At 70.3% G+C, this 20,183-nt stretch carries 21 protein-coding genes, 1 tRNA gene and 1 pseudogene; 10 read left to right on the forward strand and 13 right to left on the reverse strand.

The window, feature by feature from the left end; translation table 11 throughout:
• Positions 1-147: 147 nt before the first annotated feature.
• On the reverse strand, positions 148-474 hold the full coding sequence (locus tag ABD437_RS01370; RefSeq protein WP_344646856.1) for a hypothetical protein: 327 nt from the start codon (positions 472-474) through the stop codon (positions 148-150).
• A 110-nt stretch (positions 475-584) separates the two neighbouring features.
• Between ABD437_RS01370 and ABD437_RS01375 the strand changes: the two genes are divergently transcribed.
• Together ABD437_RS01375 and ABD437_RS01380 are read left to right on the forward strand one after the other, a co-directional pair.
• The gene (locus tag ABD437_RS01375) at positions 585-1,967 is read left to right on the forward strand and encodes a recombinase family protein (protein ID WP_344646857.1); all 1,383 of its coding nucleotides are present in this window, start codon (positions 585-587) and stop codon (positions 1,965-1,967) included.
• Between the two features lie 449 nt (positions 1,968-2,416).
• The gene (locus ABD437_RS01380; protein ID WP_344646858.1) at positions 2,417-3,730 is read left to right on the forward strand and encodes a recombinase family protein; all 1,314 of its coding nucleotides are present in this window, start codon (positions 2,417-2,419) and stop codon (positions 3,728-3,730) included.
• A 127-nt stretch (positions 3,731-3,857) separates the two neighbouring features.
• Here ABD437_RS01380 and ABD437_RS01385 read toward each other — a convergent pair whose 3' ends face one another.
• The 7 genes from ABD437_RS01385 to ABD437_RS01415 form a co-directional block, all read right to left on the reverse strand.
• Positions 3,858-4,520, reverse strand: a complete 663-nt coding sequence (locus ABD437_RS01385; RefSeq protein ID WP_344646859.1) for an ABC transporter ATP-binding protein — start codon at positions 4,518-4,520, stop codon at positions 3,858-3,860.
• The gene (locus ABD437_RS01390; protein ID WP_344646860.1) at positions 4,517-5,473 is read right to left on the reverse strand and encodes an ABC transporter ATP-binding protein; all 957 of its coding nucleotides are present in this window, start codon (positions 5,471-5,473) and stop codon (positions 4,517-4,519) included. Before ABD437_RS01390 ends, ABD437_RS01385 begins: the two co-directional genes overlap by 4 nt.
• On the reverse strand, positions 5,470-6,336 hold the full coding sequence (locus ABD437_RS01395) for an ABC transporter permease (protein ID WP_344646861.1): 867 nt from the start codon (positions 6,334-6,336) through the stop codon (positions 5,470-5,472). Before ABD437_RS01395 ends, ABD437_RS01390 begins: the two co-directional genes overlap by 4 nt.
• On the reverse strand, positions 6,329-7,285 hold the full coding sequence (locus ABD437_RS01400; protein ID WP_344646862.1) for an ABC transporter permease: 957 nt from the start codon (positions 7,283-7,285) through the stop codon (positions 6,329-6,331). Before ABD437_RS01400 ends, ABD437_RS01395 begins: the two co-directional genes overlap by 8 nt.
• A gap of 95 nt (positions 7,286-7,380) precedes the next feature.
• Positions 7,381-8,964: an ABC transporter substrate-binding protein gene (locus ABD437_RS01405; protein ID WP_344646863.1), complete on the reverse strand. Its 1,584-nt coding sequence runs from the start codon at positions 8,962-8,964 to the stop codon at positions 7,381-7,383.
• A 243-nt stretch (positions 8,965-9,207) separates the two neighbouring features.
• Positions 9,208-10,431: an MFS transporter gene (locus ABD437_RS01410; protein ID WP_344646864.1), complete on the reverse strand. Its 1,224-nt coding sequence runs from the start codon at positions 10,429-10,431 to the stop codon at positions 9,208-9,210.
• Positions 10,416-11,615: a hypothetical protein gene (locus ABD437_RS01415; RefSeq protein ID WP_344646865.1), complete on the reverse strand. Its 1,200-nt coding sequence runs from the start codon at positions 11,613-11,615 to the stop codon at positions 10,416-10,418. Before ABD437_RS01415 ends, ABD437_RS01410 begins: the two co-directional genes overlap by 16 nt.
• A 176-nt stretch (positions 11,616-11,791) precedes the next feature.
• Here ABD437_RS01415 and ABD437_RS01420 point away from each other — a divergent pair, with 176 nt between their 5' ends.
• Positions 11,792-12,232: a hypothetical protein gene (locus ABD437_RS01420; protein ID WP_344646866.1), complete on the forward strand. Its 441-nt coding sequence runs from the start codon at positions 11,792-11,794 to the stop codon at positions 12,230-12,232.
• A 43-nt stretch (positions 12,233-12,275) separates the two neighbouring features.
• On the opposite strand, the gene ABD437_RS01425 is transcribed toward ABD437_RS01420, so the two are convergent.
• Positions 12,276-12,551 (reverse strand): superoxide dismutase, encoded by a 276-nt coding sequence (locus tag ABD437_RS01425; RefSeq protein WP_344646867.1) that lies wholly within the window; start codon positions 12,549-12,551, stop codon positions 12,276-12,278.
• A complete protein-coding gene (locus ABD437_RS01430) occupies positions 12,548-13,171 on the reverse strand; it encodes a superoxide dismutase (protein WP_344646868.1) in 624 nt (207 codons plus the stop codon). Before ABD437_RS01430 ends, ABD437_RS01425 begins: the two co-directional genes overlap by 4 nt.
• A gap of 164 nt (positions 13,172-13,335) precedes the next feature.
• Between ABD437_RS01430 and ABD437_RS01435 the strand changes: the two genes are divergently transcribed.
• Both ABD437_RS01435 and ABD437_RS01440 read left to right on the forward strand, forming a co-directional pair.
• The gene (locus ABD437_RS01435; RefSeq protein ID WP_344646869.1) at positions 13,336-13,806 is read left to right on the forward strand and encodes a Fur family transcriptional regulator; all 471 of its coding nucleotides are present in this window, start codon (positions 13,336-13,338) and stop codon (positions 13,804-13,806) included.
• 2 nt (positions 13,807-13,808) lie between these two features.
• Positions 13,809-14,576, forward strand: a complete 768-nt coding sequence (locus ABD437_RS01440; protein ID WP_344646870.1) for a MucR family transcriptional regulator — start codon at positions 13,809-13,811, stop codon at positions 14,574-14,576.
• Here the strand turns inward: ABD437_RS01440 and ureG are convergent.
• Positions 14,550-15,275 carry an urease accessory protein UreG gene (ureG, locus tag ABD437_RS01445; RefSeq protein WP_344646871.1) on the reverse strand — a complete coding sequence of 242 codons (726 nt, stop codon included), beginning with the start codon at positions 15,273-15,275 and terminating at the stop codon, positions 14,550-14,552. The genes ABD437_RS01440 and ureG overlap by 27 nt on opposite strands.
• Before the next feature lie 447 nt (positions 15,276-15,722).
• Positions 15,723-15,920: a hypothetical protein gene (locus ABD437_RS01450; protein ID WP_344646872.1), complete on the reverse strand. Its 198-nt coding sequence runs from the start codon at positions 15,918-15,920 to the stop codon at positions 15,723-15,725.
• Positions 15,921-15,941: 21 nt separating this feature from the next.
• On the opposite strand from ABD437_RS01450, the gene ABD437_RS42920 reads away from it, so the two are divergent.
• The 4 genes and pseudogenes from ABD437_RS42920 to nicT all read left to right on the forward strand — a co-directional run bounded on the left by ABD437_RS42920 (position 15,942) and on the right by nicT (position 18,448).
• Positions 15,942-16,085 carry a hypothetical protein gene (locus ABD437_RS42920; RefSeq protein ID WP_425558063.1) on the forward strand — a complete coding sequence of 48 codons (144 nt, stop codon included), beginning with the start codon at positions 15,942-15,944 and terminating at the stop codon, positions 16,083-16,085.
• Positions 16,082-16,219, forward strand: coding sequence for a peptide deformylase (locus ABD437_RS42925; RefSeq protein ID WP_425558064.1), 138 nt, complete (start codon positions 16,082-16,084; stop codon positions 16,217-16,219). The genes ABD437_RS42920 and ABD437_RS42925 overlap by 4 nt, the downstream gene beginning before the upstream one ends.
• Before the next feature lie 5 nt (positions 16,220-16,224).
• A pseudogene (gene tsaD / locus ABD437_RS01460) lies at positions 16,225-17,243 on the forward strand (tRNA (adenosine(37)-N6)-threonylcarbamoyltransferase complex transferase subunit TsaD).
• A gap of 77 nt (positions 17,244-17,320) precedes the next feature.
• Positions 17,321-18,448, forward strand: a complete 1,128-nt coding sequence (gene nicT / locus ABD437_RS01465; RefSeq protein ID WP_344646873.1) for a Nickel transporter NicT — start codon at positions 17,321-17,323, stop codon at positions 18,446-18,448.
• A 172-nt stretch (positions 18,449-18,620) separates the two neighbouring features.
• Here the strand turns inward: nicT and ABD437_RS01470 are convergent.
• Positions 18,621-18,703, reverse strand: a tRNA-Leu gene (locus ABD437_RS01470).
• Positions 18,704-18,825: 122 nt separating this feature from the next.
• Here ABD437_RS01470 and ABD437_RS01475 point away from each other — a divergent pair.
• The gene (locus ABD437_RS01475; protein WP_344646874.1) at positions 18,826-20,181 is read left to right on the forward strand and encodes a diguanylate cyclase; all 1,356 of its coding nucleotides are present in this window, start codon (positions 18,826-18,828) and stop codon (positions 20,179-20,181) included.
• The last annotated feature ends 2 nt before the right edge of the window (positions 20,182-20,183 follow it).

A 20,183-nucleotide genomic window follows, 5' to 3' on the forward strand; every position in this document is an offset into this window, starting at 1 on the left:
CGGTGAACAGGTCGACATCGTGGGTCGCGCGGTCGACGAGGCCGTGGGCGATCATCGCGCCGCCGCCGGCGAGCGCCAGAGTGTGTGCCTGCGGGAGGGACAGCGCCGTCTGGGTGATTTGCTCCTGGAGCGGGTCGAGAGCCATCCTCAGGCGAGGCCCGCGGCATCGATGAGCGGTTGCCAGGCGCGGCGTAGATGGACCGGTAGCCAGAGCCGGTCCCAGAGCCGCACCAACTCCCGGCCGTTGACGAGTGACCGAATGTCGTCGAGCGTGCCTTCGCGGAGCACGATTTCGTAGAGCCGTGCCCTACGGCTTTCCCGGGCGAGGTCCCAAATGACCGCCTCGGGGTCAGGGCCGGTCCAGTAGACCCGGAGCGGCAGACGGATCTCGCCGTCCAATGGGCCGTGCAGGTCGTCGACCGCGGACGGTAGCTCCGGGTCGTTTACCCAGCCCGGCCGGGCCGCCTCACTCATACATACCAGCATAGTCAGAGCGCCCCGCGGTGTTAGTCATTCGACGCCTGCCATGGGCTGCTCCGTATGTTCGACTGGAACCGGGGCGCCTACAGATCAAGGACGCCACGATGGCCAGAACGACGAGATTGGCAGACGATCCGTTCACCGCCTGGATGACCAGGCGGCGGCCCCGATCTCGTGTTCCGCAGAAGGTCGGCCCCGGACAAGGCATGCGGTTCGCGTTCTATGCACGAACTTCCACTATTGGCTTCCAAGACCCATTTTCGTCGGTGGCCTGGCAGCGTGCTGCCGCCACCGCGCTCATCACCGGCTCCGGCCAGATCGCCGTCGAGTACGTCGATATCGGCTGCTCACGCCGCGTCCCTTGGGAGCGCCGCCTGCAGGCGGCGGCGTTGCTCGACGCAGCCACATCGGCGGTCAGAGCGTTCGACGCGATCGTCGTCGGCGAGTACGAGCGGGCTTTTGCCGGACGCCAACTTCAACGGCTCCTTCCGTTCCTCACCGACCGTGGCCTCCAGTTGTGGCTCCCCGAGTTCGACGGACCGGTACGGGCCGGCGATCCAACGCATGCGGCCGTCATGCTGCTCCTCGGGACGCAGTCGACGCGTGAGGTACAGCGATCCCGGTTCCGGGTCTTGGCCGCGATGCGGTGCCAGACGATCGAACAAGGCCGGTACCTTGGCGGCCGTCCGCCCTACGGCTATCGCCTCGTGGACGCCGGTCCGCATCCCAACATGGTTCATGCGCAGTGGGGACGCCGGCTGCACCGCCTGGACCCCGATCCGGAACTGGCCCTGAACGTCAGGTGGATCTTCGCGCAGCGCCTCTCCGGTTGCAGCCTGGCACGCATCGCCAGGCACCTCAACGACGCCGGGATCGCAAGTCCGTCCGGCGCCGATCCCCGACGCAACCGCAACCGGGTCGGCGGGCCATGGACAGTCCAGACGGTGGCCAGCGTGCTCGGCAATCCGAGATACACCGGTCGTCAGGTGTGGAATCGCCAAGCCCGTACGGACGAGGCTCCGCCCGATGAACCCGGGCTCGGCGGACGACGCTGGAATCCCGGACGCGATTGGGTCGTCAGCGAGGCCGTGTCGCATCCCGGCCTGGTCAGCGAATCCGACTTCGTCGCCGCCCAAGCGATCGACGCGACGCCCGGCACACCTATCCCCGACCGGCGGTACGCCCTGATCGGACTGCTTATCTGCGCCATCTGCGGCCGACATCTCGAAGCGCACTGGACACACGGCCGACCCGGGTACCGCTGCCGGCACGGCCACACCAGCGCGCGGCGCAAACCGGCCGGGCACCCGAGAAACGTGTACTGGCGCGAAGACGACATCGTCGACCGCATCGCCGAAGGCGTTCCGGGGGCCACCGATTCACCCGACACCTCGGCGACGGTGGCGCAGTTCTTGCGCGATGCCAGCGAATCGATCGAATGCGGCTGGGAGGAACTCGTCCTTATCGCTGACGACCGCGCCGACTGATCGGCCGAACGTCGTAGGCCGCAAGTTCCCAGCCCGAGACCACAAGACCCTCACCAGCAGGAACAACGCTCGTGGGGGGATTCTGTGTCCGAGACTTGAACCCCCACACCCAGCACATCCGCTTTAAGCGGGTGTCCATGCACCTTTTATTTCACAGGTTGCCATTTGACGCAATGTTCTCTCGCAATCACACAAATCTCTTTCTATCGCGCACTGGGCGCGCTATTCGACTGACCCGATCTGCGTGGATAGGCACCTTGATCGGCTGTTAATACGGCCGCGAATGACCAGGGCGCGCAGCGCCGTCGCACCATGTTCGGTAGGGGCGTCCGATCGAAGGATCGCCGATGTCTGATGCTGGTTACTCTGTGCCCGATTCGTTCGCGAATTGGCTCGTCGAAAAGCAAGGGACGAACGTTGCAGAAGGCCCGTGCGGCGGATTCGGGTCGTTGAGGTTCGCGTTCTACGCGCGGATGTCTACCAAGGAGTTCCAGGACCCGGAGTCGTCGCTGGGGTGGCAGCGCGAGGCCGCCGAGGAACTGATCGCCGGTCACGGCCGGATCGTCGTCGAGTACCTCGACGTCGGTCATACCCGGCGACGGCCCTGGAGTCGCCGTCCGGAAGCCGCCCGGCTCTTGACCGACCTCGGCTGCCCGGAGTGTGCGTTCAACGCGATTGTCGTCGGCGAGTACGAACGCGCCTTCGCCGGCCGTCAACTCCGTCAGCTGCTCCCCGTTTTGGACGCCCACGGTGTCGACCTGTGGCTGCCGGAGTTCGGCGGCCCGGTCGACCCCGCCGAGCCCGACCACGCCGCCGCCGTGCTGCTGCTCGGCGCGCGATCGAAGAAGGAGATCCTCCGGGCTCGGTTCCGGACCACCGCGGCGATGCGCCACCAGACCCTGGTGCAGGGCCGCTACCTCGGTGGCCGCCCGCCCTACGGCTACCGTCTTGTCGACGCCGGTCCGCACCCGAACGCCGCGCACGCGCAGTGGGGGCGGCGCCTGCTCCGCCTGGAACCCGATCCGGCCACCGCGATCAATGTGACGTGGATCTTCTCCCAGCGGTTAGCCGGGCGCAGCGTCGCGGCCATCGTCCGCAGCCTCAACGACGCCCGCATCCCGTGCCCCTCGGCCGCCGACCCCGGCCGTAACCCGAACCGGGCCACCCAGTACTGGACCGTGCACACAGTGGCCAGCATCCTGGGCAACCCCCGCTACACCGGCCGGCAAGTCTGGAACCGCCAAGGCACCGAGCATCCCACCGACGAGACCGCGGACGTCGCCGCGCGCCGCCGGTGGAACCCCGGGCGAGACTGGGCCGTCTCGGCGCAGCGCAGTCACCTCGGACTCGTCAGCGAGTCCGACTTCGTCGCCGCCCAAGCGATCAGCGACCGGGCCCGGCCCACCAACGGTACGACCCGCACCTACGCCTTCACCGGCCTGGTCCGCTGCGCACCGTGTGGACGACGGATGCAACCGCACTGGGTCCACGGCAGACCCGGCTACCGCTGCCGCCACGGCCACACCAGCGCCCGACCCGCCCCCGACGGCCACCCACGCAACCTCTACCTCAGCGAACGACGCATCCTCGGACTACTCGCACCCCAACTCCCGGATCAAGGCATTGAGGCAACCGCGGCAGGCATCGCCGCGCAGGTCCGTTCAGCCGGGGCCGCGTTGAACTGCAACTTCTCGTCAGTGGAGGTCTCGCCGACCACCGATCATGTGTCGTTCTCCTCGGCGGCCGGGGATGCCTCTCGGTAGCGTTGCTGGCGCTTCGACGACGGCCAGGATGGTCTCCGCGAGGCGTTCAGGCGTGGCGCGGTAGGCGGAGGTGGCACACATCGGCGCGGTGAGCCGCTCGGCTCCCGCGGCCTGGGCACGCCCCGGTTCAGGAGATCAGCTCGTTCCAGTCGATCGTTCGGTCGGCCCAGCGGTCGAGGAGCGCGAGGTCATGGCTGACCAGCAAGACGCCCGCCTGGTGCTGTCGCTGGTAAGCGATGAGTACCTGGGCGACGAGGGCCTGGGTGGACGCGTCGAGCATCGCGGTGGCCTCGTCGAGCAGTAGGTAGTCGGGGTTGTGGACGAGTGCGCGGGCCAGGCAGGCGCGCTGGAGTTGGCCGTCGCTGACCGCGTGCGGGCGGCGTTCCAGGAGATCCTCGGTGAGCCCGACGTCGTCGGCCAACGCACGGGCCCGCGCGCGCCCGGTAGTGCGATCGGTCCCGGTCGCGAGCAGCGGTTCGGCGATCAGGTCGAGCAGGCTCAGCCGTGGGTCGGCGGCCGCCCGCGGGCTCTGGAACAGCAGAGCGATCCGCGTCCGGGTGGCCACTGGCACCGCGTAGCGGGCGCCCTCGATCGGCGAGCCGTCGATGCTGACGTGCCCCCGATCGGGTCCGTGCAGCAGCGCCAGCACGCGGGCGAGCGTCGACTTGCCGCATCCGGAGGGACCGCGCAGCCCGACGGTTTCGCCGCGCGCGAGTTCGACGTCCACGTCATCGAAGACAACTGCATGGCCGAAGGTCACGCCGACTCCGCGGGCGGCCAGGGTGCTCATCCGACCTCCTCGGTGACGAGCGGGTGGTGGCAGGCCACCCCTTCGGTGGTGTCCGGATCGAGGTCCGGGCGGCGCGCGCAGTCGGAGTTCGCCGCGGGGCAGCGGGGCGCGAACGCGCAGCCGTCGGGGAGCGCGGTGAGCATCGGCGGGTGCCCCGGTACCGGGTTGAAGGACCGGGTCGGCAACGCGTCGAGCAGCGCGGCGGCGTAGGGATGTGACGGGCTGGCGAAGAACGCGTCGGCGGGGCGGTGTTCGACGAGGCGGCTGGCGTACATGACCGCGACGCGGTCGGCGACCCGTTCGGCGGCGGTGAGGTCGTGGGTGATGACGACGACCGTGCCGCCGGTGTCACAGCGGCGGCGGAGCAGGTCGAGGGTGTGGTCGACCAGTGGGCGGTCGAGGCCGGTCGTGGGCTCGTCGGCGATGAGCAGAGGCGGGTCGGGGGCGAGCGCGAGGGCGGTGGTCAGCCGTTGGGCCATGCCGCCGGAGAGTTCGAACGGGTAGCGGTCGAGATCGGCCGGGGCCAGGCCGACGTCGGCGGCGAGGGTGTCGGCGTCGGTGGTCCGGCGGTGGACTCGCAACGTTTCTTCGAGGAGTTTCCGGCCGGTGCGCACCGGGGTGAGTGCGGTCGCGGGGCTCTGCGGCACCAGCCCGATGCGCCGACCGCGAATTCCCCGGGCGAACCGACGGGGTGCGGCACTGATCAGTTCCACCGGACCGGTGTCCGCCGGATCGGTGTCGCGGAGCAGGGCCGAGCCGGTGACCTGCGCGTTTTTGGGGAGCAGGCCCATCAGGGAGTGGGCGAGCACGGACTTGCCGCAGCCGGATTCCCCGACGATCGCCAGGAGCTCACCCCGGCGGACATCCAGATCGAGGCCGCTCACCGCCTGCACGATCGTGTCCCGCAGCCGGAACCGGACAGTCAGATCCCGAATCCTCAGCACGGTGCTCATAGCTCGAGCTCCGCGCGCACCCGCGGATCCAGCCGGTCCCGCCACCGCGCGACCACGGCCGCCAACGCCAGCGTCACGACGATGATCAGCAGCCCCGGCACGATGCTGGCCCACCAGGCGCCGGTGAGCAGCGAGCGCTGGCCGTCGTTGATCATGTTGCCCAGCGACGCCAGGTGCGGCGGCAACCCGAGCCCGAGGAACGACAACGCGGTCTCGTGCCAGACCGCGTGCGGCACCATCAGCGTGGTGGCCAGCGCGATCTTCGGCGCGACGTGGGGCAGCAGGTGCCGGCGCAGTACCCGCCAACGGCTCGCTCCGCCGGCGATCGCGGCGTCGACGAATGGCCGGGACCGCAGACTGAGCAGCTCGGATCTGACGATTCTGGCCGTGGACAGCCAGTGCGTCAGGCCCACGGAGAGCACCACCGCATACAGCGACGGCCGGAGCATCGCGACGATGAAGATGCCCAGCAGCAGGTGCGGGAGCGCCGAGACCGTGTCGATGATCCGCATCAGCACCCGGTCGACCCATCCACCGGCGACGCCCGCTATCCCTCCGACCGCCCCGCCGATGACCGTGGCGACCAGCGCGGCGACCGCGCCGACGAGCAGCGACACGCGCAGCCCGTAGACGCTGCGGTGCAGGACGTCCCGGCCGAGGTCGTCGGTGCCGCCCCAGTGTTCGAGCGACGGCGCGAGCCGGGTGCGGCCCAGGTCGACGGCGCTCTGGTCCAGCGGCCAGATCCATGGGGCGAGCAGCCCGCCCAGGACCGCGGCGGCCAGGATCGTGCCGGCGAGGATCGTCGTCGCCTGGCCGGGCCGCAGCAGGCGGCGCCCGCTGAGCGGAAGCGCGAGGTCAGCCATCGAGGGCGACCCTCGGGTCGGCGGCGGCGTAGGCGAGGTCGGCGAGCAGATTGGCCGTGAGGACGACGACGGTGGTGATCAGCGTGATCGCCGCGAGCAGCGGGAAGTCGCCGCCCAGTGCCGCCTGTACGGTGACGCCGCCCAGACCCGGCAGGGAGAACACGGTCTCGACCAGCACCGACCCGCCGACCAGCTCCGGCAGATGCGTGCCGATGAGGGTGAGGAACGGCAGCAGCCCGGTGCGCAGCGCGTGGCCGAACAGCACCACTCTGCCGGGCAAGCCGCGGGCCCGGGCGGCGAGCACGTGATCGTCCAGCAGGGAATCGGCCACCGAGTCGCGGACGAACAACAGGAACCACGGGGCCTGCGAGATAGCCAGCACAGTCACCGGCAGCACCAGGTGACGGGCGACGTCTGCCGGTGACGTTCCGTCGGCCCGCACGTCGGTCAGGCCACCCGCCGGGAGCCAGCCCAGGCCGAGCGCGAAGATCGCGATCGCGGCCAGCCCGAGCCAGAACACCGGCATCGACTCGACCGCGTAGGCGGCGGCCCGCAACGCACGGTCGAACCATCCGCCGCGCCGGTAGGCGGCAATCGTGCCGAGCAGCAGGCTGCCCACCAGCACCACGCCGAGCGCGAGGCCGATCACCAGCAGCGTCCACCCGGCGCGGGCGCCGATCACCGCGGTCACCGACTCGTGGCGGCTGGTCGACCAGCCCAAGTCACCGCGGAGCAGGTTGCCGATCCAGCGCGTGTACTGCACCGGCAGCGGGTCGTCGACGCCCCAGTTCGCGCGCAACTGCGCGAGGTTCTCCTGGCTCATCGTGAACGCGGCGGCTCCGGCGTACTGCTTGGCCGGGTCGATCGGGGAGGCCGCGCCGAGCAGAAACATGCCCATGCTGGTGGCGATCAGCACCGGCACTGCCACCAGCACCCGACGGCGGACCACCGTCAGCGCTCCCGTGCGACGCTTCCGCGCCGGTCGCGGCGCCCTGACCGACCGGCCCCCGGCAGTGGGCGTTGCAGGCGGCGTTGAGGGCTGGGTCATGCGGCTTTCCAGGTGCGGATGTTCCACCAGATCGCGTTCGTGCCGTGGTCGTGCGCCTCGACCCGCGGGCTCACGCCCTGAATGCTGTCGCGGACGACGTAGGTGTGCTGCAAGTAGGTGAGGAAGATCCACGGCACATCGGCGGCCAGCTGCTTCTGGAACGCCGAGTACGCGGCCTTGCGGGCCGCGGTGTCGGCGTGGTCGCGGCCGTCCTGCAGGGCCTTGTCGGTGGCCGGGGACTTGTAGAAGCCCGGGTTGAAGAAGCCCTGCCCGGCGAACCGGGAGTGGAACAGCTGGTAAGAGACGAAATCCGGGTCGAACGGTGTACCCCACCCCATGATCAGCGCGTCGGATTTCATTCGCGGTTCGATTGCGTCCCAGGTCAGGCCTTCCGGGTTGACCTTGATGCCGACCTTCTTGGCGTCTGCCGTGACGGCCAACGCCAGTTCCTTGCGCAGGCTGTCGGCCGCCGGATACATCAGCGTGAACTCAGCCTTCTGCCCACCCCTGGCGCGGATGCCGTCCGAGCCGGCTTTCCAGCCCGCGCCCTCCAGCGCGGCCGTCGCAGCGGTGGCGTCCGCCGTGTCCTTGCCGACAGCGGTCGGATCCACGAACTCCGAGGACGGCGGCACCGGGCTGAATGCCGGCTCACCCGAACCGCCCAGCACACCCTGCACCATCGCGGCCCGGTCGACGGCCTGGTTGAGCGCACGCCGGATCGCCACATCGCCGGTCACGGGGTCGCCGAACGGCAACATCACGCCGCGGTAGTCGGCCGAGGCCACCTTCTCCACGCGGTACCCGTCGACGTTCGCGAAGCTCGCGGCCAGCTTCGGCGCGAGCTCAGCAGCGTCGAACTCGCCGGCCCGGGCCCGCTGGGCGCGGACGTTGTCGTCCTCGACGAACGCGATGATCACCCGGTCGTTGGCCGGCGCGCCACCCCAGTATTTCGGGTTCGCGGTGAGCACGAGCCGGTCGCCGGCGGTCCAGGAGTCGACGGTGTAGGCGCCGGTGCCGATCGGCGTGCGGTTGAACGGCGCCTTGTTGACGTCCTGACCCGCGAACGCCTTCGCCGGGACGATCCCCAATGCGAGACGTTGGAGGAAGGGCGCGTAGGCGTACTTCAGCGTGAACACCACGGTCGAAAAATCCTGCGCCTCGACCGTCGCGAGCATGTCCAGATCGGAACGGATCGTCGAGTCGATCTTGGGATCCAGCACCGACCGGTAGGTGAAGACGACGTCGTCGGCGGTCAGTGGCGTCCCGTCGGAGAACGTCACACCGTCGCGGAGCGTCGCGGTGACGGTCTTCCCGTCCGGGGACACCGTGGGGAGAGCGTTCGCCAAGGCGGGGATGAGCTTGTTCGAAGCGTCCCGGGCGACCAGGCCGTCGAAGAGCAGCGTCCCGCCATCGGAGCCATAGCCCAGGATCGGGTTGAGGTTGTCCGGCTCGCCGGAGGTGGCGACGACCAGCGTGCCGTCGGTTCGGCCGCCCTCGGACGCCGAGGGATCAGAACAGGCGGACACGGCCAGCAGGGCGATGGCGACCGCAGCCGCTAAACGCAGACGAAATCGACGCATGGGGGCACTCCGTCGGAGACGAGAAGCGGCGGAATCAGGTCGAGGGACTGACGTGGACGAGCAGGTCGGCGTCGCCGGCCAGGCGGTGCCAGCCGAGACGGTCGTAGAACGCGGCGGCGGCCGGGATCGAGTGGGAGGTCATCAGCCTGCGGCTGTCAGCGGGTCGACCCACAGCGCCCCCAATGCGAGAGCTGACGCCGAACCTCCTCTGGACACAGATGCAACTGTCTCGTAACTGCAAACTCATTGCAATAGGGTTCCCACCGTCTGCGGCGCGCGTAGATCGCTCAACGTCGGGACACGACGCACTGATGTGGACGCGACGACGACGGCGACCGCGCCGAGCAGCGCCGCAGCCGCGGAGAGCGCGATGTGCGTACCGGCGGCCTCGGCCAGCAGTCCACCGAGGAGCGCACCGAAGGGTGTGCCGCCCCAGCCGATCATCCGGGCCGTCGTGTTGACCCGCGCTTGCAGGTGATCGGGAGTGAGGGTCTGGCGGACGATGATCGCGTTGAGAATCACCGTGGTGGCTCCGGCCTGCCAGATCACGAGCAGGAACAGCCCGGGGAGCCACCACCCGTTCCATGCCCAGCCGGTCAACGCGAGGCCGGAGACGGTCAGGGCGGTGAGAGTGATCGACCCGATCGGGTACCGGCGTTGCAGCCCGGCGATGGCGAGGCTGGCCAGCAGCGCGCCGCAGGCCGCCGCCGCGTACAGCAGTCCGAGCCGGGCATCGTCGGCGGCCAGCCCGAGCCGGCGGACACCGACGACGACGAGCAAGCCGGTGACCGCGCCCCCGGCGAGGCTGTGGGCCGCGCCGAGCAGCGTCAGGTTGCGGATGACCGGCTGCCGCCACAGATAGGCGAGGCCCTCGGCGATCGTGGCCCGGCCCGGCCCGCGCGCCACCGGTGTCCAGCGCACCGTCGCGAGCACGCCCGCGGCGAGCAGATAACTGGCGGCATCGAGCGCGATCAGGTTCACCACCCCGATGCCGGCGATCAGCAGCCCGGCAGCGCTGGGCCCGGCGAGATCGATGGTGGTGGACAGCGCCGACAGCCGCCCGGTCGCGGCACCGATCCGCTCCCGGCCCACGATCGCGGGCAGCGCGCCGAAACTCGCGGCGTCATAGAACACGAACAGCGTCGCGATCGCGGCCGCGAGCAGATGATCGGTGGCCAGCATCCCGAACCAGTGCGCGACCGGGACGCCGGCCATCACCAGACCGCTGAGCGCGGCGGTGATCACCATCGTGCGGCCTTGATCCCATCGGTCGGCCAACGCCCCGGCGAACAGCCCGAAGAGGAAGTACGGCAGCGCCTCCAGCGCGGCCAGCAGCCCGGTGAGCGCGGCGCTCCCGGTCCGCTGGAACACCAGGATCGGCAACGCGACGAGGGTCATCGCGCCGCCGAACCACGTCACGACGTGCGCGGCGGTGTAGCGGCCCAGCGCGGTCACCCGACCGACCACTGTGTCCCAGCATCGTTATCGCGGAGCCGAACTCCGCCCGCTCCCAGCGCCGCGCGGATCGAGTCGGCGGCCGGGAAATTGCGCTTGGCGCGCAGGTGGCCGCGGAGCGCAACGAGCGGATCGACCATCGGTGCGAGCTGTTCCCGGGGATCGGCGACTCCGGTCGCGGCTGCATCACCGAGCCGCACGATCAGGGTGCGCAGCACCGCGCGGGACCTTTCGGTTCCTTCGTCCTCTTCGGTGTCTTCGGCCCAGTCCTGGATGGCCTGTTCCAGGTCGAGGATCGCGCGCACCATGTCCGGCGCGCGGCGAGCACGCACCGCCTCGTCGAAGCGGCGTTCACACGCCGCGGTGATCTCGACGAGGTTGAGTTCCCCGCGGGATGGCGTGTCCGTAGCCGGCGGAGTCACCGTGGACGCCTCGCCCTGTGTGAGCCCACGCAGTTCGCCGAGGGGCAGCGTGGTCCCGGACGGCAGCACCGTGCTGTTCCCGGATCGGCGCACGGTCAGACCACCTCGCCCGACCACCTTCACCGCTGCGGTCGCGAGGTCGAGGAACACGGCGGTGTGCTCGTCGACGCCCAGCACCGCGGCGTCGGCCGGAAGTTGCTGTTCCAGCATCCGCAGACGACGCTCCCCCAGATAACAGAACCGGGTGTCGTGGGTGCCGCCCTCGGTGTTGTCGTAGTGCGGAATCACCGCGGCACACAAACCGAGCTCACTGAGCAGATCGAGGCCCTCGGCCCAGAACGGCGCCGTCCCGACCTTGTAGGACTCGTAGACCGGCACCGCCACCACCCCGGCCGTCGCCGCCGCGGCCGACGCCAACAGGGTGACGCCCCGCCCGTCCCGGACCCGGTCACGCAAGGCCGCCCCGACCGGCTCCGATAACCAGGTATTCAGCGCGTAGGTCGGGCTACCAGGCCCGGAGAACACCCAGTCGGCCGAGCGCACCAGCGCCAGACCCTCGTCCGCGCCGGTGTTCGCGTCCGGGTCGACCGGGGATCCGCCTCGCAGTCCGGGCGCCACGACGACGTCCAGGCCGACGCTCTGCGCGAAGTACCGCTGTGTCTTGCGAGAGATGTCGGCGACGTTCTCCTGGAAGCCGTACGGCGTCTCCAGCAAGACCGCCCGCGGTGCCCGAAGTCCGAGCCGGGACACCAGCTCCCGATGCACGGTCACCATCGTCGGGCTCGTCTCGCCGGAGCCCATCAACGCCAGAATCCCGTCGATCGGGCACCTCCGATGTGCAGGCCGCTCAACTTGACGGTAGCCAGGACACTGGCCCCATGCAGGCTTTGTTGCAACTGATTCGCAAGAGCTAGATAGTGGCTCTCGTGACGCAACGTGACGCCCCTGCGGTGACGGTCGAGCTGCTCCTCCTGCGCGCGACCGGTACCGGGCTGGCTTACCGGCGCGTGACGGCACCGCTGACCGGCGACGGCCACCCGGACAACGTCGCCCTCGAACTGGGCGGACGGCCGACGCTGCTGCACTCGACGTCCTGGCGGCACACCGACGGCGGTCTCGTTCTCACCTACGTGGCGCTGCCGGATCCCTCGCCGTCGCTGCCCGCCGCGACGCTGGATTCCGCGGAGCTCGCCGTCAGCGACGACCCGACGCGGCCGAGCCCGCCGTCCGTCGAAGTCCGGCAGGTCGCCGCGCATGCTTGCCGGCACCTGGCCTGGCTCGCCCGAACCGACGCCATCGCCCGGCGCGCCCTGGATGACGTGCCGCTTCTGCGCGACACGCTTCTTCAGTTTGCACCCGCCCCCGCGGGCCTGGCCGGCTCCGCACGCTGAGGCTCGGATCGTCCCCCGTGGACGATCCGAGCCGCAAAGATGTTCAGCGCTGGTCGGGCACCGTGGCGTTGGCGGCCAGCAGGATCGTCAGGTCCTGCACGACCTCGTCGGTGGACTGGTTCGACGCACTCGCCAGGAGCGCGATCGCCAGGTCAGCCAGGACGAAGAACGCGCCGGCTTTCGCCCCCTCGTCCGGGAACGACTCCAGCAGCGCCTCGGCTCCGGCGTCGTCCCCGCGCCGTCGCGCGGCGATCACCCCGGCCGCGCGCTGGGCGGCGTCGGTGGCCGCGCGGATCGCGGCGCCCGGGTCGGCAGTCACGGCGCCGGCTTCGCCGCGGCGACCGCGGCCGTGTAGCGGGCCGATACGTCGTTCCAGTTGATCAGCGTCCAGAGCTTCTGCACGTAGTCCGGGCGCACGTTCTTGTATTGCAGGTAGTAGGCGTGCTCCCAGGCGTCGAACACCAGCAGCGGGGTGGTGTTGATGCCGACGTTGCCGTGGTGGTCGTAGACCTGGTGGATCAGCAGCTTGCCGCTGATCGGCTCGTGCGCGAGCACACCCCAGCCGGAGCCCTGCACGCTGGTCGTGGCGGTGTTGAGCTGCTTCTGGAACGCCTCGAACGACCCGAAGTGCTCGGTGATCGCGTCACCGAGAACGCCGTCGGGGCGGTCGCCGCCGTCGGGGCTCAGGTTCGACCAGAACTGCGTGTGCAGCACGTGCCCGGAGAGGTTGAACGCGAGCGTCTTCTCCAGCCCGACCAGCCCGGTCGGGGTGAAGCCGTCCTTCTCGCGCACCTCCTCGAGCTGCTCGAGGGTGTCGTTGGCGCCCTTGACGTACGCGGCGTGGTGCTTGGAGTGGTGCAGCTCCAGGATCTCGCCGGTGATCGCCGGTTCGAGGGCCGCGTAGTCGTACGGCATGTCCGGCAGCGAATAGGTGGCCATCGGGAAGCGGGCCTCCAGAGTCGGTGGATGTTCCAGGTGAAGCCTTCCCCTTTTGACGGCTCTGATGCAAGTAGCTTGCAAAAGCATCATGATGGCAACATGACGCAGACACCGTTCGACGTCACACGCAGTGCGCGCCTCGACGCCGTGGAGAGGTGAGGACCGTGGCTCGGTTGCCCCAGAGCACCGTCAACCACCTCGGGGAGACCGGTGCGCGCATCGCGATGCAGCTGCGGCGCCACGAGGAGCGGGTCACCCCGGCGAAGGTCGCTGTCCTCGGAGCACTGACCAGAGCCGACGAGACACCCCCGCACCTGACGGCGCGCGAACTCGGGGCCGCGACCGCTCATCTGGGTATCCGCCTGGACGAGGCGACGGTGTATCGAACTCTGACCCGGCTGGAGGCCCTCGGGCTGGTGCATGCCGTGGCGATGAACCACACGACCCGCTTCGGCCTGGACACGCCCCCCCATCACCACGCCGTATGCGATCGCTGCAGCGCGTTGCAAGTCATTACGGCCGCGCAGCTGGACACACTGGTGGCCAGCGCGTGCGCACTGGCCGAGTTCAGCCCCGGATGTCGGCAGGCCGTCACGCTGAACGGCGTCTGCGGCGCCTGCGCTCCGCCGGCGTAAACGTGCTGTACGCGCCGCATGACGTCCTGGTTCGCGACCCGTTGACCGGCCGGGTGCGTTGCCACCTGTGCGGCGACTACTTCGCGGCCCTCGGCGCCCACGTGCGGCGCCACGGCCTGAACGCGGCGCAGTACCGAGAAGCGACCGGGCTGGAGAAGACCCGGCCGCTGACGTCAGCCGAGTACTCCCAGCAGCGCTCGGACCTCCAGCGCCTCACCTATCAACGCTCGCCCGCGACCCGGGCGCGCCTGGCCACCGGCCAGCAGATGGCCCGGACCGGCGAGCTCAACCACCGCGCGGTGACAGCGCTGAGCACGCGACTGCCGGTACTGCAGAACGCCCAGCGGACCCGGCTGGACGCCGGGCGCACCACCCGGTCCCGACGCGTCAGGGAGCGGGCGCGCCGGGCCGCCGAGCAACTGGGCTACCACGACCTCGACTCCTGCCTCCGAGCGCTCTACGTCGATCAGCACCTCGGGCTGGAGCCGCTGAGTCACCGCCTGGGTGTGGGTCGGGCCGTGCTACGGAACCTGCTGACCGAAGCCGGGATCCCGCTCCACGCCACCGGCGACACCGGCGCCGCGGGCCGCCGAGCCAGAGCGGTACGCAACGAGGCCGACGCGGCGGCGCGGGTCGGCACCACGGACCTGGCCACGTGGCTGGCGGCCCGCCGCGCCCAGGGGGCCACGATGGCCGAGCTCGCCGCGGAGCTGGGGCGCAGCCTGCCCTGGGTGCGGCAGCGGCTAGGCGTGCAGAGCGGTGTCGGCTAGCCAGTGCTCGCGGGCGTGCTGGATCCAGGCCGCCACATCGCTCGCCGCCGGGTCCTGGGTGAGCGACTGGAAGATGACCGGTTTGCCGTCCCGGACCTTCGCGGCGTCGGTGTCCATCACGGACAGGTCGGCGCCGACCAGAGGGGCGAGGTCGATCTTGTTGATCACCAGCAGATCGGAGCCGGTGACGCCCGGGCCGCCCTTCCGCGGCACCTTGTCCCCACCGGCGACGTCGAGCACGAAGAGCTGGACGTCGACGAGGCCGCGGCTGAACGTCATCGTCAGGTTGTCCCTGCCGCTCTCGACGAACACGAGATCGAGCGGCGCGAAGGTCGCCTCGAGTTCCTCCACGGCGTCGAGGTTGGCGGTGATGTCGTCGCGGACCGCGGTGTGCGGGCAGCAGCCGGTCTCGACCGCGGCGATGCGTTCCGGGGCGAGCACGCCGGAGCGGCGGAGGAACTCGGCGTCCTCGGTGGTGTAGATGTCGTTGGTCACCACCCCCAGCCGGAACTGGTTTCCGAGGCTGCGGCAGAGCGCGGCGACCAGTGCGGTCTTGCCGGTGCCGACCGGCCCGCCGACCCCGGCCCGGAACGCCCGGCCACTGGTACACGGCGCCGCGACGCCGAAGAGTGGGGCGTCTTGCGCGAGGTTGTCGTGGTCGTGCTCGTGCGGTTCGTCGTGTGAGTGCTGGGTTCCCATGGGACGTCTCCGGTGTGTGTGCAGTGGAGGAACGCTGCCAGGCGGTCGGTGAGGTCGTCGGTGGAGGTGGCGCGTCCCTGAGCCACCTCGTCGGATCCTCCACCCCGGCCGTCGAGCAGTCGTTTGATCAGGTCGTTGGCCGAGAGGCCCTCGGCCGCGAGCTGCGGTGTTCACCGCAATGACGACGGTGCCCCCGGCGGAGACCGCCGCGATCCCGGGCCGGCCGCCGAGCCGCCGGGTCACCCGGGTCGCCAGTTCGCGGGCCGGTCCGGCGGTTTCCGTGACGACCAGCGCGGTCCCGCCGTGGTCGGTGGCCTGTTCGGCGAGCCGGTCAGCTTCCTGATCGGCGAGCAGTCCCCGCAGCCGCTCGTTCTCCCGTTCGGCCTGCTTGGCGCGCTGGACGAGAGCGGCGACCCGGTCGGGCAACTCGGACCGGGGCGCCTTCAGCTAATCGGCGACCTGAGCGACCAAGTCACGTTCCCGGACCAGGTGCCGGAAGCCCTCGATGCCGACGGCGGCCTCGATCCGGCGCTGGCCGGAGCCGATCGACGAATCACTGGTGACCGCGAGCGGACCGATCTGGGCCGAGTGGTCGACGTGGGTGCCGCCGCAGAGCTCCCGCGACCAGGCCCCACCGATCTCCACGACCCGGTCAGCGGGTACGTGGTGAACCCGCGACTCGCCACGGCGACGGCCATCGCCGGCACCCTCACCTACCCCGAGGGCTGCCTGTCCGTTCCCGGTCCGTACGCGCCACTGGAGCGCGCCGCGCTGGCCCAGGTCACCGGCGTCGACGCCGACGGGCGGTGAGCGTCAGCGGCACCGGCCTGCTCGCCCGCTGCCTCCAGCACGAGGCCGACCACCTCGACGGCATCGTCTACGTCGACCGGCTCTCACCGGAGAACCGCCGCGAGACGCTCACCGCCGCCCGGCTGGACGGCTGAACCGAATGCCCCTGGTGCTCGGCATCGAGACCTCGTGCGACGAGACCGGCGTCGGCCTGGTCCGCGACGGCGTGCTGCTCGGCGACGCGCTGGCCTCCAGCATGGACGAACACGACCGCTTCGGCGGCGTCGTCCCGGAGATCGCAGCCCGCGCACACGTGGAGGCACTGGTGCCGATGGTGCATCACGCGCTGGATCGCGCTGGGGTCGCGCTGGGCGAGGTCGACGCGGTCGCGGCCACCGCCGAACCGGGCCTGGCCACCGCCGTGCACGTCAGGCTGGCCGCCGGGAAGGCCTACTCGCTGGCGCTCGGGGTGCCGCTCTACGGCGTGCACCACCTGGCCGGTCATGCCGCCGTCGACGTGCTGGAGCACGGTCCGCTCCCCGAACGGTGCGTCGCGCTGATCGTGTCCGGCGGCCACACCTCACTTCTGCTGCTCGGCGATCTGGCCCGTGACCCCGTGGTCCGCCTCGGCGACACCATCGACGACGCAGCCGGCGAGGCATTTGACAAGGTCGCCCGGCCCTCGGCCTGCCCTACCCCGGCGGGCCGGTCATCGACCGCACCGCCCGCGCCGGCGACCCGGACGCGATCCGGTTCCCGCGCGCGAAGACCACCCGGCCCTACGACTTCTCCTTCTCCGGACTCAAGACTGCCGTCGCCCGCTGGGTCGCCCGGCACGAAGGGCCGCTGCCGGTCGCCGACCTCGCCGCCTCGTTCCAGGAGGCCGTCGCCGACACCGTCACCGCCAAAGCGATCGCCGCCTGCCGCGAGCACAGCGCCGACACCCTGCTGCTGGTCGGGGGTGTGGCGGCGAACAGCAGGGTGCGGGCGCTGGCCGAGAAACGGTGCGCTTCGGCCGGCATCCGGCTGCGGGTGCCGCCGATCCGGCTCTACACCGACAACGGCGCCATGATCGCCGCCCTCGGCGACCTCCTGGTCCACGCCGACGTCCCCCCGTCGCCCCTCTCGTTGCCCGCCGCCCCCTCCGCGATCCTCACCGCCGCGATGATCACGCCGTGACGCTTATCGCCAACTTGTTGCACTAGCCAACGAGCAGGAATAGCGTCGGCGGCGAAGAGGACGCAAAGGGAGCCGCCATGAGCAGCACAGACGTCGGCAGTTCGGCGTTCCGCCGGTTCCGCGCCGGACTGACACCCCAGGACCGCCGATCGCTGCTCGGCATGGCCGGGTTCATCGTCCTGCTGCACGTCGTCGGCTTCGGCATCCTCTTCGGGCTCGTCGCCCCGAAGCACTTCCACCTCGGGGGCGTCCATCCGGTCTTCACCGTCGGCGTGGGCGTGCTCGCTTACACCTTCGGCTTACGCCACGCGTTCGACGCCGACCACATCGCCGCCGTCGACAACACCACCCGCAAACTCCTGGCGGACGCTCCCGCCCGCAAGCCGCTCTCGGTCGGGTTCTGGTTCTCGCTGGGCCACTCGACGATCGTGTTCGCGCTGGCGTTCCTGCTCTCGGTCGGCGTTAAAGCCCTCGCCGGGCAGGTCGAGAACGACGACTCCGGGCTGCACTCGATCACCGGCGTCATCGGCGCCTCGGTCTCCGGCGTCTTCCTCTGGGTCCTCGGGATCCTGAACCTGGTGGTCCTGCTCGGAATCTTGCGGGTGTTCCGCCAGATGCGCCGCGGCCACTTCAACGAGACCGAACTCGAGGAGCAGCTCAACAAGCGCGGCTTCATGAACCGGTTCCTCGCGGGCCTGACCAAATCCGTGCGCAAGCCCTGGCACATCTACCCCATCGGCGTCCTCTTCGGCCTCGGCTTCGACACCGCGACCGAGGTGGGACTGCTCGTGCTGGCCGGCGGCGCGGCGGCGTTCAACCTGCCGTTCTACTCGATCCTCGTCCTGCCCATCCTGTTCGCCGCCGCCATGTGCCTGATGGACACGATCGACGGCGTGTTCATGAACGCCGCCTACGGCTGGGCGTTCGCCAAGCCCGTCCGCAAGGTCTTCTACAACCTCACGATCACCTCGATCTCGGTGGCCGTGGCACTGATCATCGGCACGATCGAGCTCATCGGCGTCCTCGACGACCAGGCCCACATCACCACCGGGCCGCTCGCCGCGATCGGCGCGATCCCGCTCGACTACGCCGGCTACGGCATCGTCGCCCTGTTCGTCGTGGCCTGGGCCGTCGCCATCGCCGTCTGGAAGTTCGGCCGGGTAGAAGAACGCTGGTCCACCGGCCTCGCCGCATCGACCGATTAAACTCAACCGGCTTTTCGCCACCATTAGGGCCGACAACCATTGGGCGCCCACCCCATGCAGCTACAGGCCCGTCCTCCGGCGCCGAACGATCAGCCGAACGGGGGAACCCTAAAGCAAACAGGTCAGCCCACACGTAGACTGACCTGGAACAATGAAACCCGTGGGGTTGCTGTGTCCGAGGGGGGACTTGAACCCCCACGCCCTTGCGGGCACTAGCACCTCAAGCTAGCGCGTCTGCCATTCCGCCACCCGGACGCGAGTTCGCCTCTCGGCGACCGCTGGGGAAACCTTACCCAATACGCCGACGAACTCCCAAGTCGGCCCCCGTCCGACGGCGGGTGTCTCAGTTAGCGGTCCGCTCTGCCGAGAAGACAGGCATGACAACCGCGTGGCGGAGCCGCCTCGCCGGCGGGCTCGTGGTGCTCCTGGCCGTCGCCGTGGTGGCGGCGGCCGGCCTCTACCTGGCCGACGTGCAGGGCGACGCGCGGCGGAGCATCCTGGCCGACTTCGACACACGGGCTGAGCTGGCGGCGGGGGTGAGCGGCGACACCGTCTCGGCCAGTGAGGAGAAGACCCGGGAGTGGGCGACGACCAACTTCGCCGGGCCGCCGGACGGCCTGGACGCGGTGTTGGAGGTCCAGCGGGCGGGGATCGGCTGGCTGGCGGTGCTCGAGGCGGACGGGAGCGTGCTCGGGGCGTCGCCGGCGAGTGTTTCGACGTTGGCGGCGACGCTCGTGGCCACCCAGGGCTTCCGGCTGGCCACGACCACCCGGCGACTGACGTACGGCGACGTCACGACGGAGGACGGCGTCGCCATGCTGTACGCGTTCCAGCCGTTCAACGTCGGCAACGGCATCCGGGTGCTGGCGGTGCCGACGACGGTCACCGAGCTCTCGACGATCCTGCGCAGCGCGCTCGACGTGACCGGCAGCCCCACCTACGTGCTCGACAGCGCCGGCGCGACGATCGTCACCACCAGCGGCACGCTCGACGCGCCGCTGGCCGCGGCGGCGCGGACCACCGGGCACGGGGTCACCGCGGACGGGAAGTACTACCTGTCGCTGCCGGTCGCCGGGACGACCTGGCGGATGATCATCGCCAAACCCCGTTCCGAGCTGCTGGCGCCGGTGAGGGAGACCACCCGCGTGGCCTGGCTGATCTTCGCCGGTTTCGCGGCGGCGGTCACGGTGATCCTCGTGGTCGGCGCGATGACGCTGCTCGGGTCGGCCCGGCTGGCGCACGCGCGGCTGCACGACACGCTGACCGGGCTGCCCAACCGGGCGTTGTTCCTGGAGCGCGCGGAGGCCGCGATCGCCCAGAGACACGCGGTCACCGCGTTGTTCCTGGACCTGGACGGGTTCAAGCCGGTCAACGACACCTACGGGCACGCCGTGGGTGACAAGCTGCTGGCCGAGGTCGGGCGGCGCCTGGTGGCGGCGACCCGGACCAACGACCTGGTCAGCCGGTTCGGCGGCGACGAGTTCCTGGTGCTGTGCCGCGGGGACGCCACCGCGGTCGCCACCCGGGTCCACGGCGAGATCTCCCAGCCCTACGAGATCGACGGGCACACGCTGCGCATCGGGGTCTCGATCGGCCTGGCCGCGCTCGACGACCACACGGACGACGCCGAAACGCTCATCCACCACGCCGACCTGGCCCTCTACGAGGCGAAACGCACTGGTCGCGGCCGGATCGAACGGTTCGAACCGCGGCTCGCGACGGCCGCCGAGTAATC

It is taken from the genome of Cryptosporangium japonicum (assembly GCF_039524755.1).
Taxonomy (GTDB): domain Bacteria; phylum Actinomycetota; class Actinomycetes; order Mycobacteriales; family Cryptosporangiaceae; genus Cryptosporangium; species Cryptosporangium japonicum.

What these genes read in the sequence shown, in the direction of transcription:
- ABD437_RS01390 (WP_344646860.1), bottom strand. Translation starts at nt 5,473, where the DNA reads ATGAGCACCGTGCTGAGGATTCGGGATCTGACTGTCCGGTTCCGGCTG.
- ABD437_RS01475 (WP_344646874.1), top strand. Translation starts at nt 18,826, where the DNA reads ATGACAACCGCGTGGCGGAGCCGCCTCGCCGGCGGGCTCGTGGTGCTC.
- ABD437_RS01385 (WP_344646859.1), bottom strand. Translation starts at nt 4,520, where the DNA reads ATGAGCACCCTGGCCGCCCGCGGAGTCGGCGTGACCTTCGGCCATGCA.
- ureG (WP_344646871.1), bottom strand. Translation starts at nt 15,275, where the DNA reads ATGGGAACCCAGCACTCACACGACGAACCGCACGAGCACGACCACGAC.
- ABD437_RS01415 (WP_344646865.1), bottom strand. Translation starts at nt 11,615, where the DNA reads ATGGTGACCGTGCATCGGGAGCTGGTGTCCCGGCTCGGACTTCGGGCA.
- ABD437_RS01395 (WP_344646861.1), bottom strand. Translation starts at nt 6,336, where the DNA reads ATGGCTGACCTCGCGCTTCCGCTCAGCGGGCGCCGCCTGCTGCGGCCC.
- ABD437_RS01430 (WP_344646868.1), bottom strand. Translation starts at nt 13,171, where the DNA reads ATGGCCACCTATTCGCTGCCGGACATGCCGTACGACTACGCGGCCCTC.
- nicT (WP_344646873.1), top strand. Translation starts at nt 17,321, where the DNA reads ATGAGCAGCACAGACGTCGGCAGTTCGGCGTTCCGCCGGTTCCGCGCC.
- ABD437_RS01370 (WP_344646856.1), bottom strand. Translation starts at nt 474, where the DNA reads ATGAGTGAGGCGGCCCGGCCGGGCTGGGTAAACGACCCGGAGCTACCG.
- ABD437_RS01405 (WP_344646863.1), bottom strand. Translation starts at nt 8,964, where the DNA reads ATGCGTCGATTTCGTCTGCGTTTAGCGGCTGCGGTCGCCATCGCCCTG.
- ABD437_RS01375 (WP_344646857.1), top strand. Translation starts at nt 585, where the DNA reads ATGGCCAGAACGACGAGATTGGCAGACGATCCGTTCACCGCCTGGATG.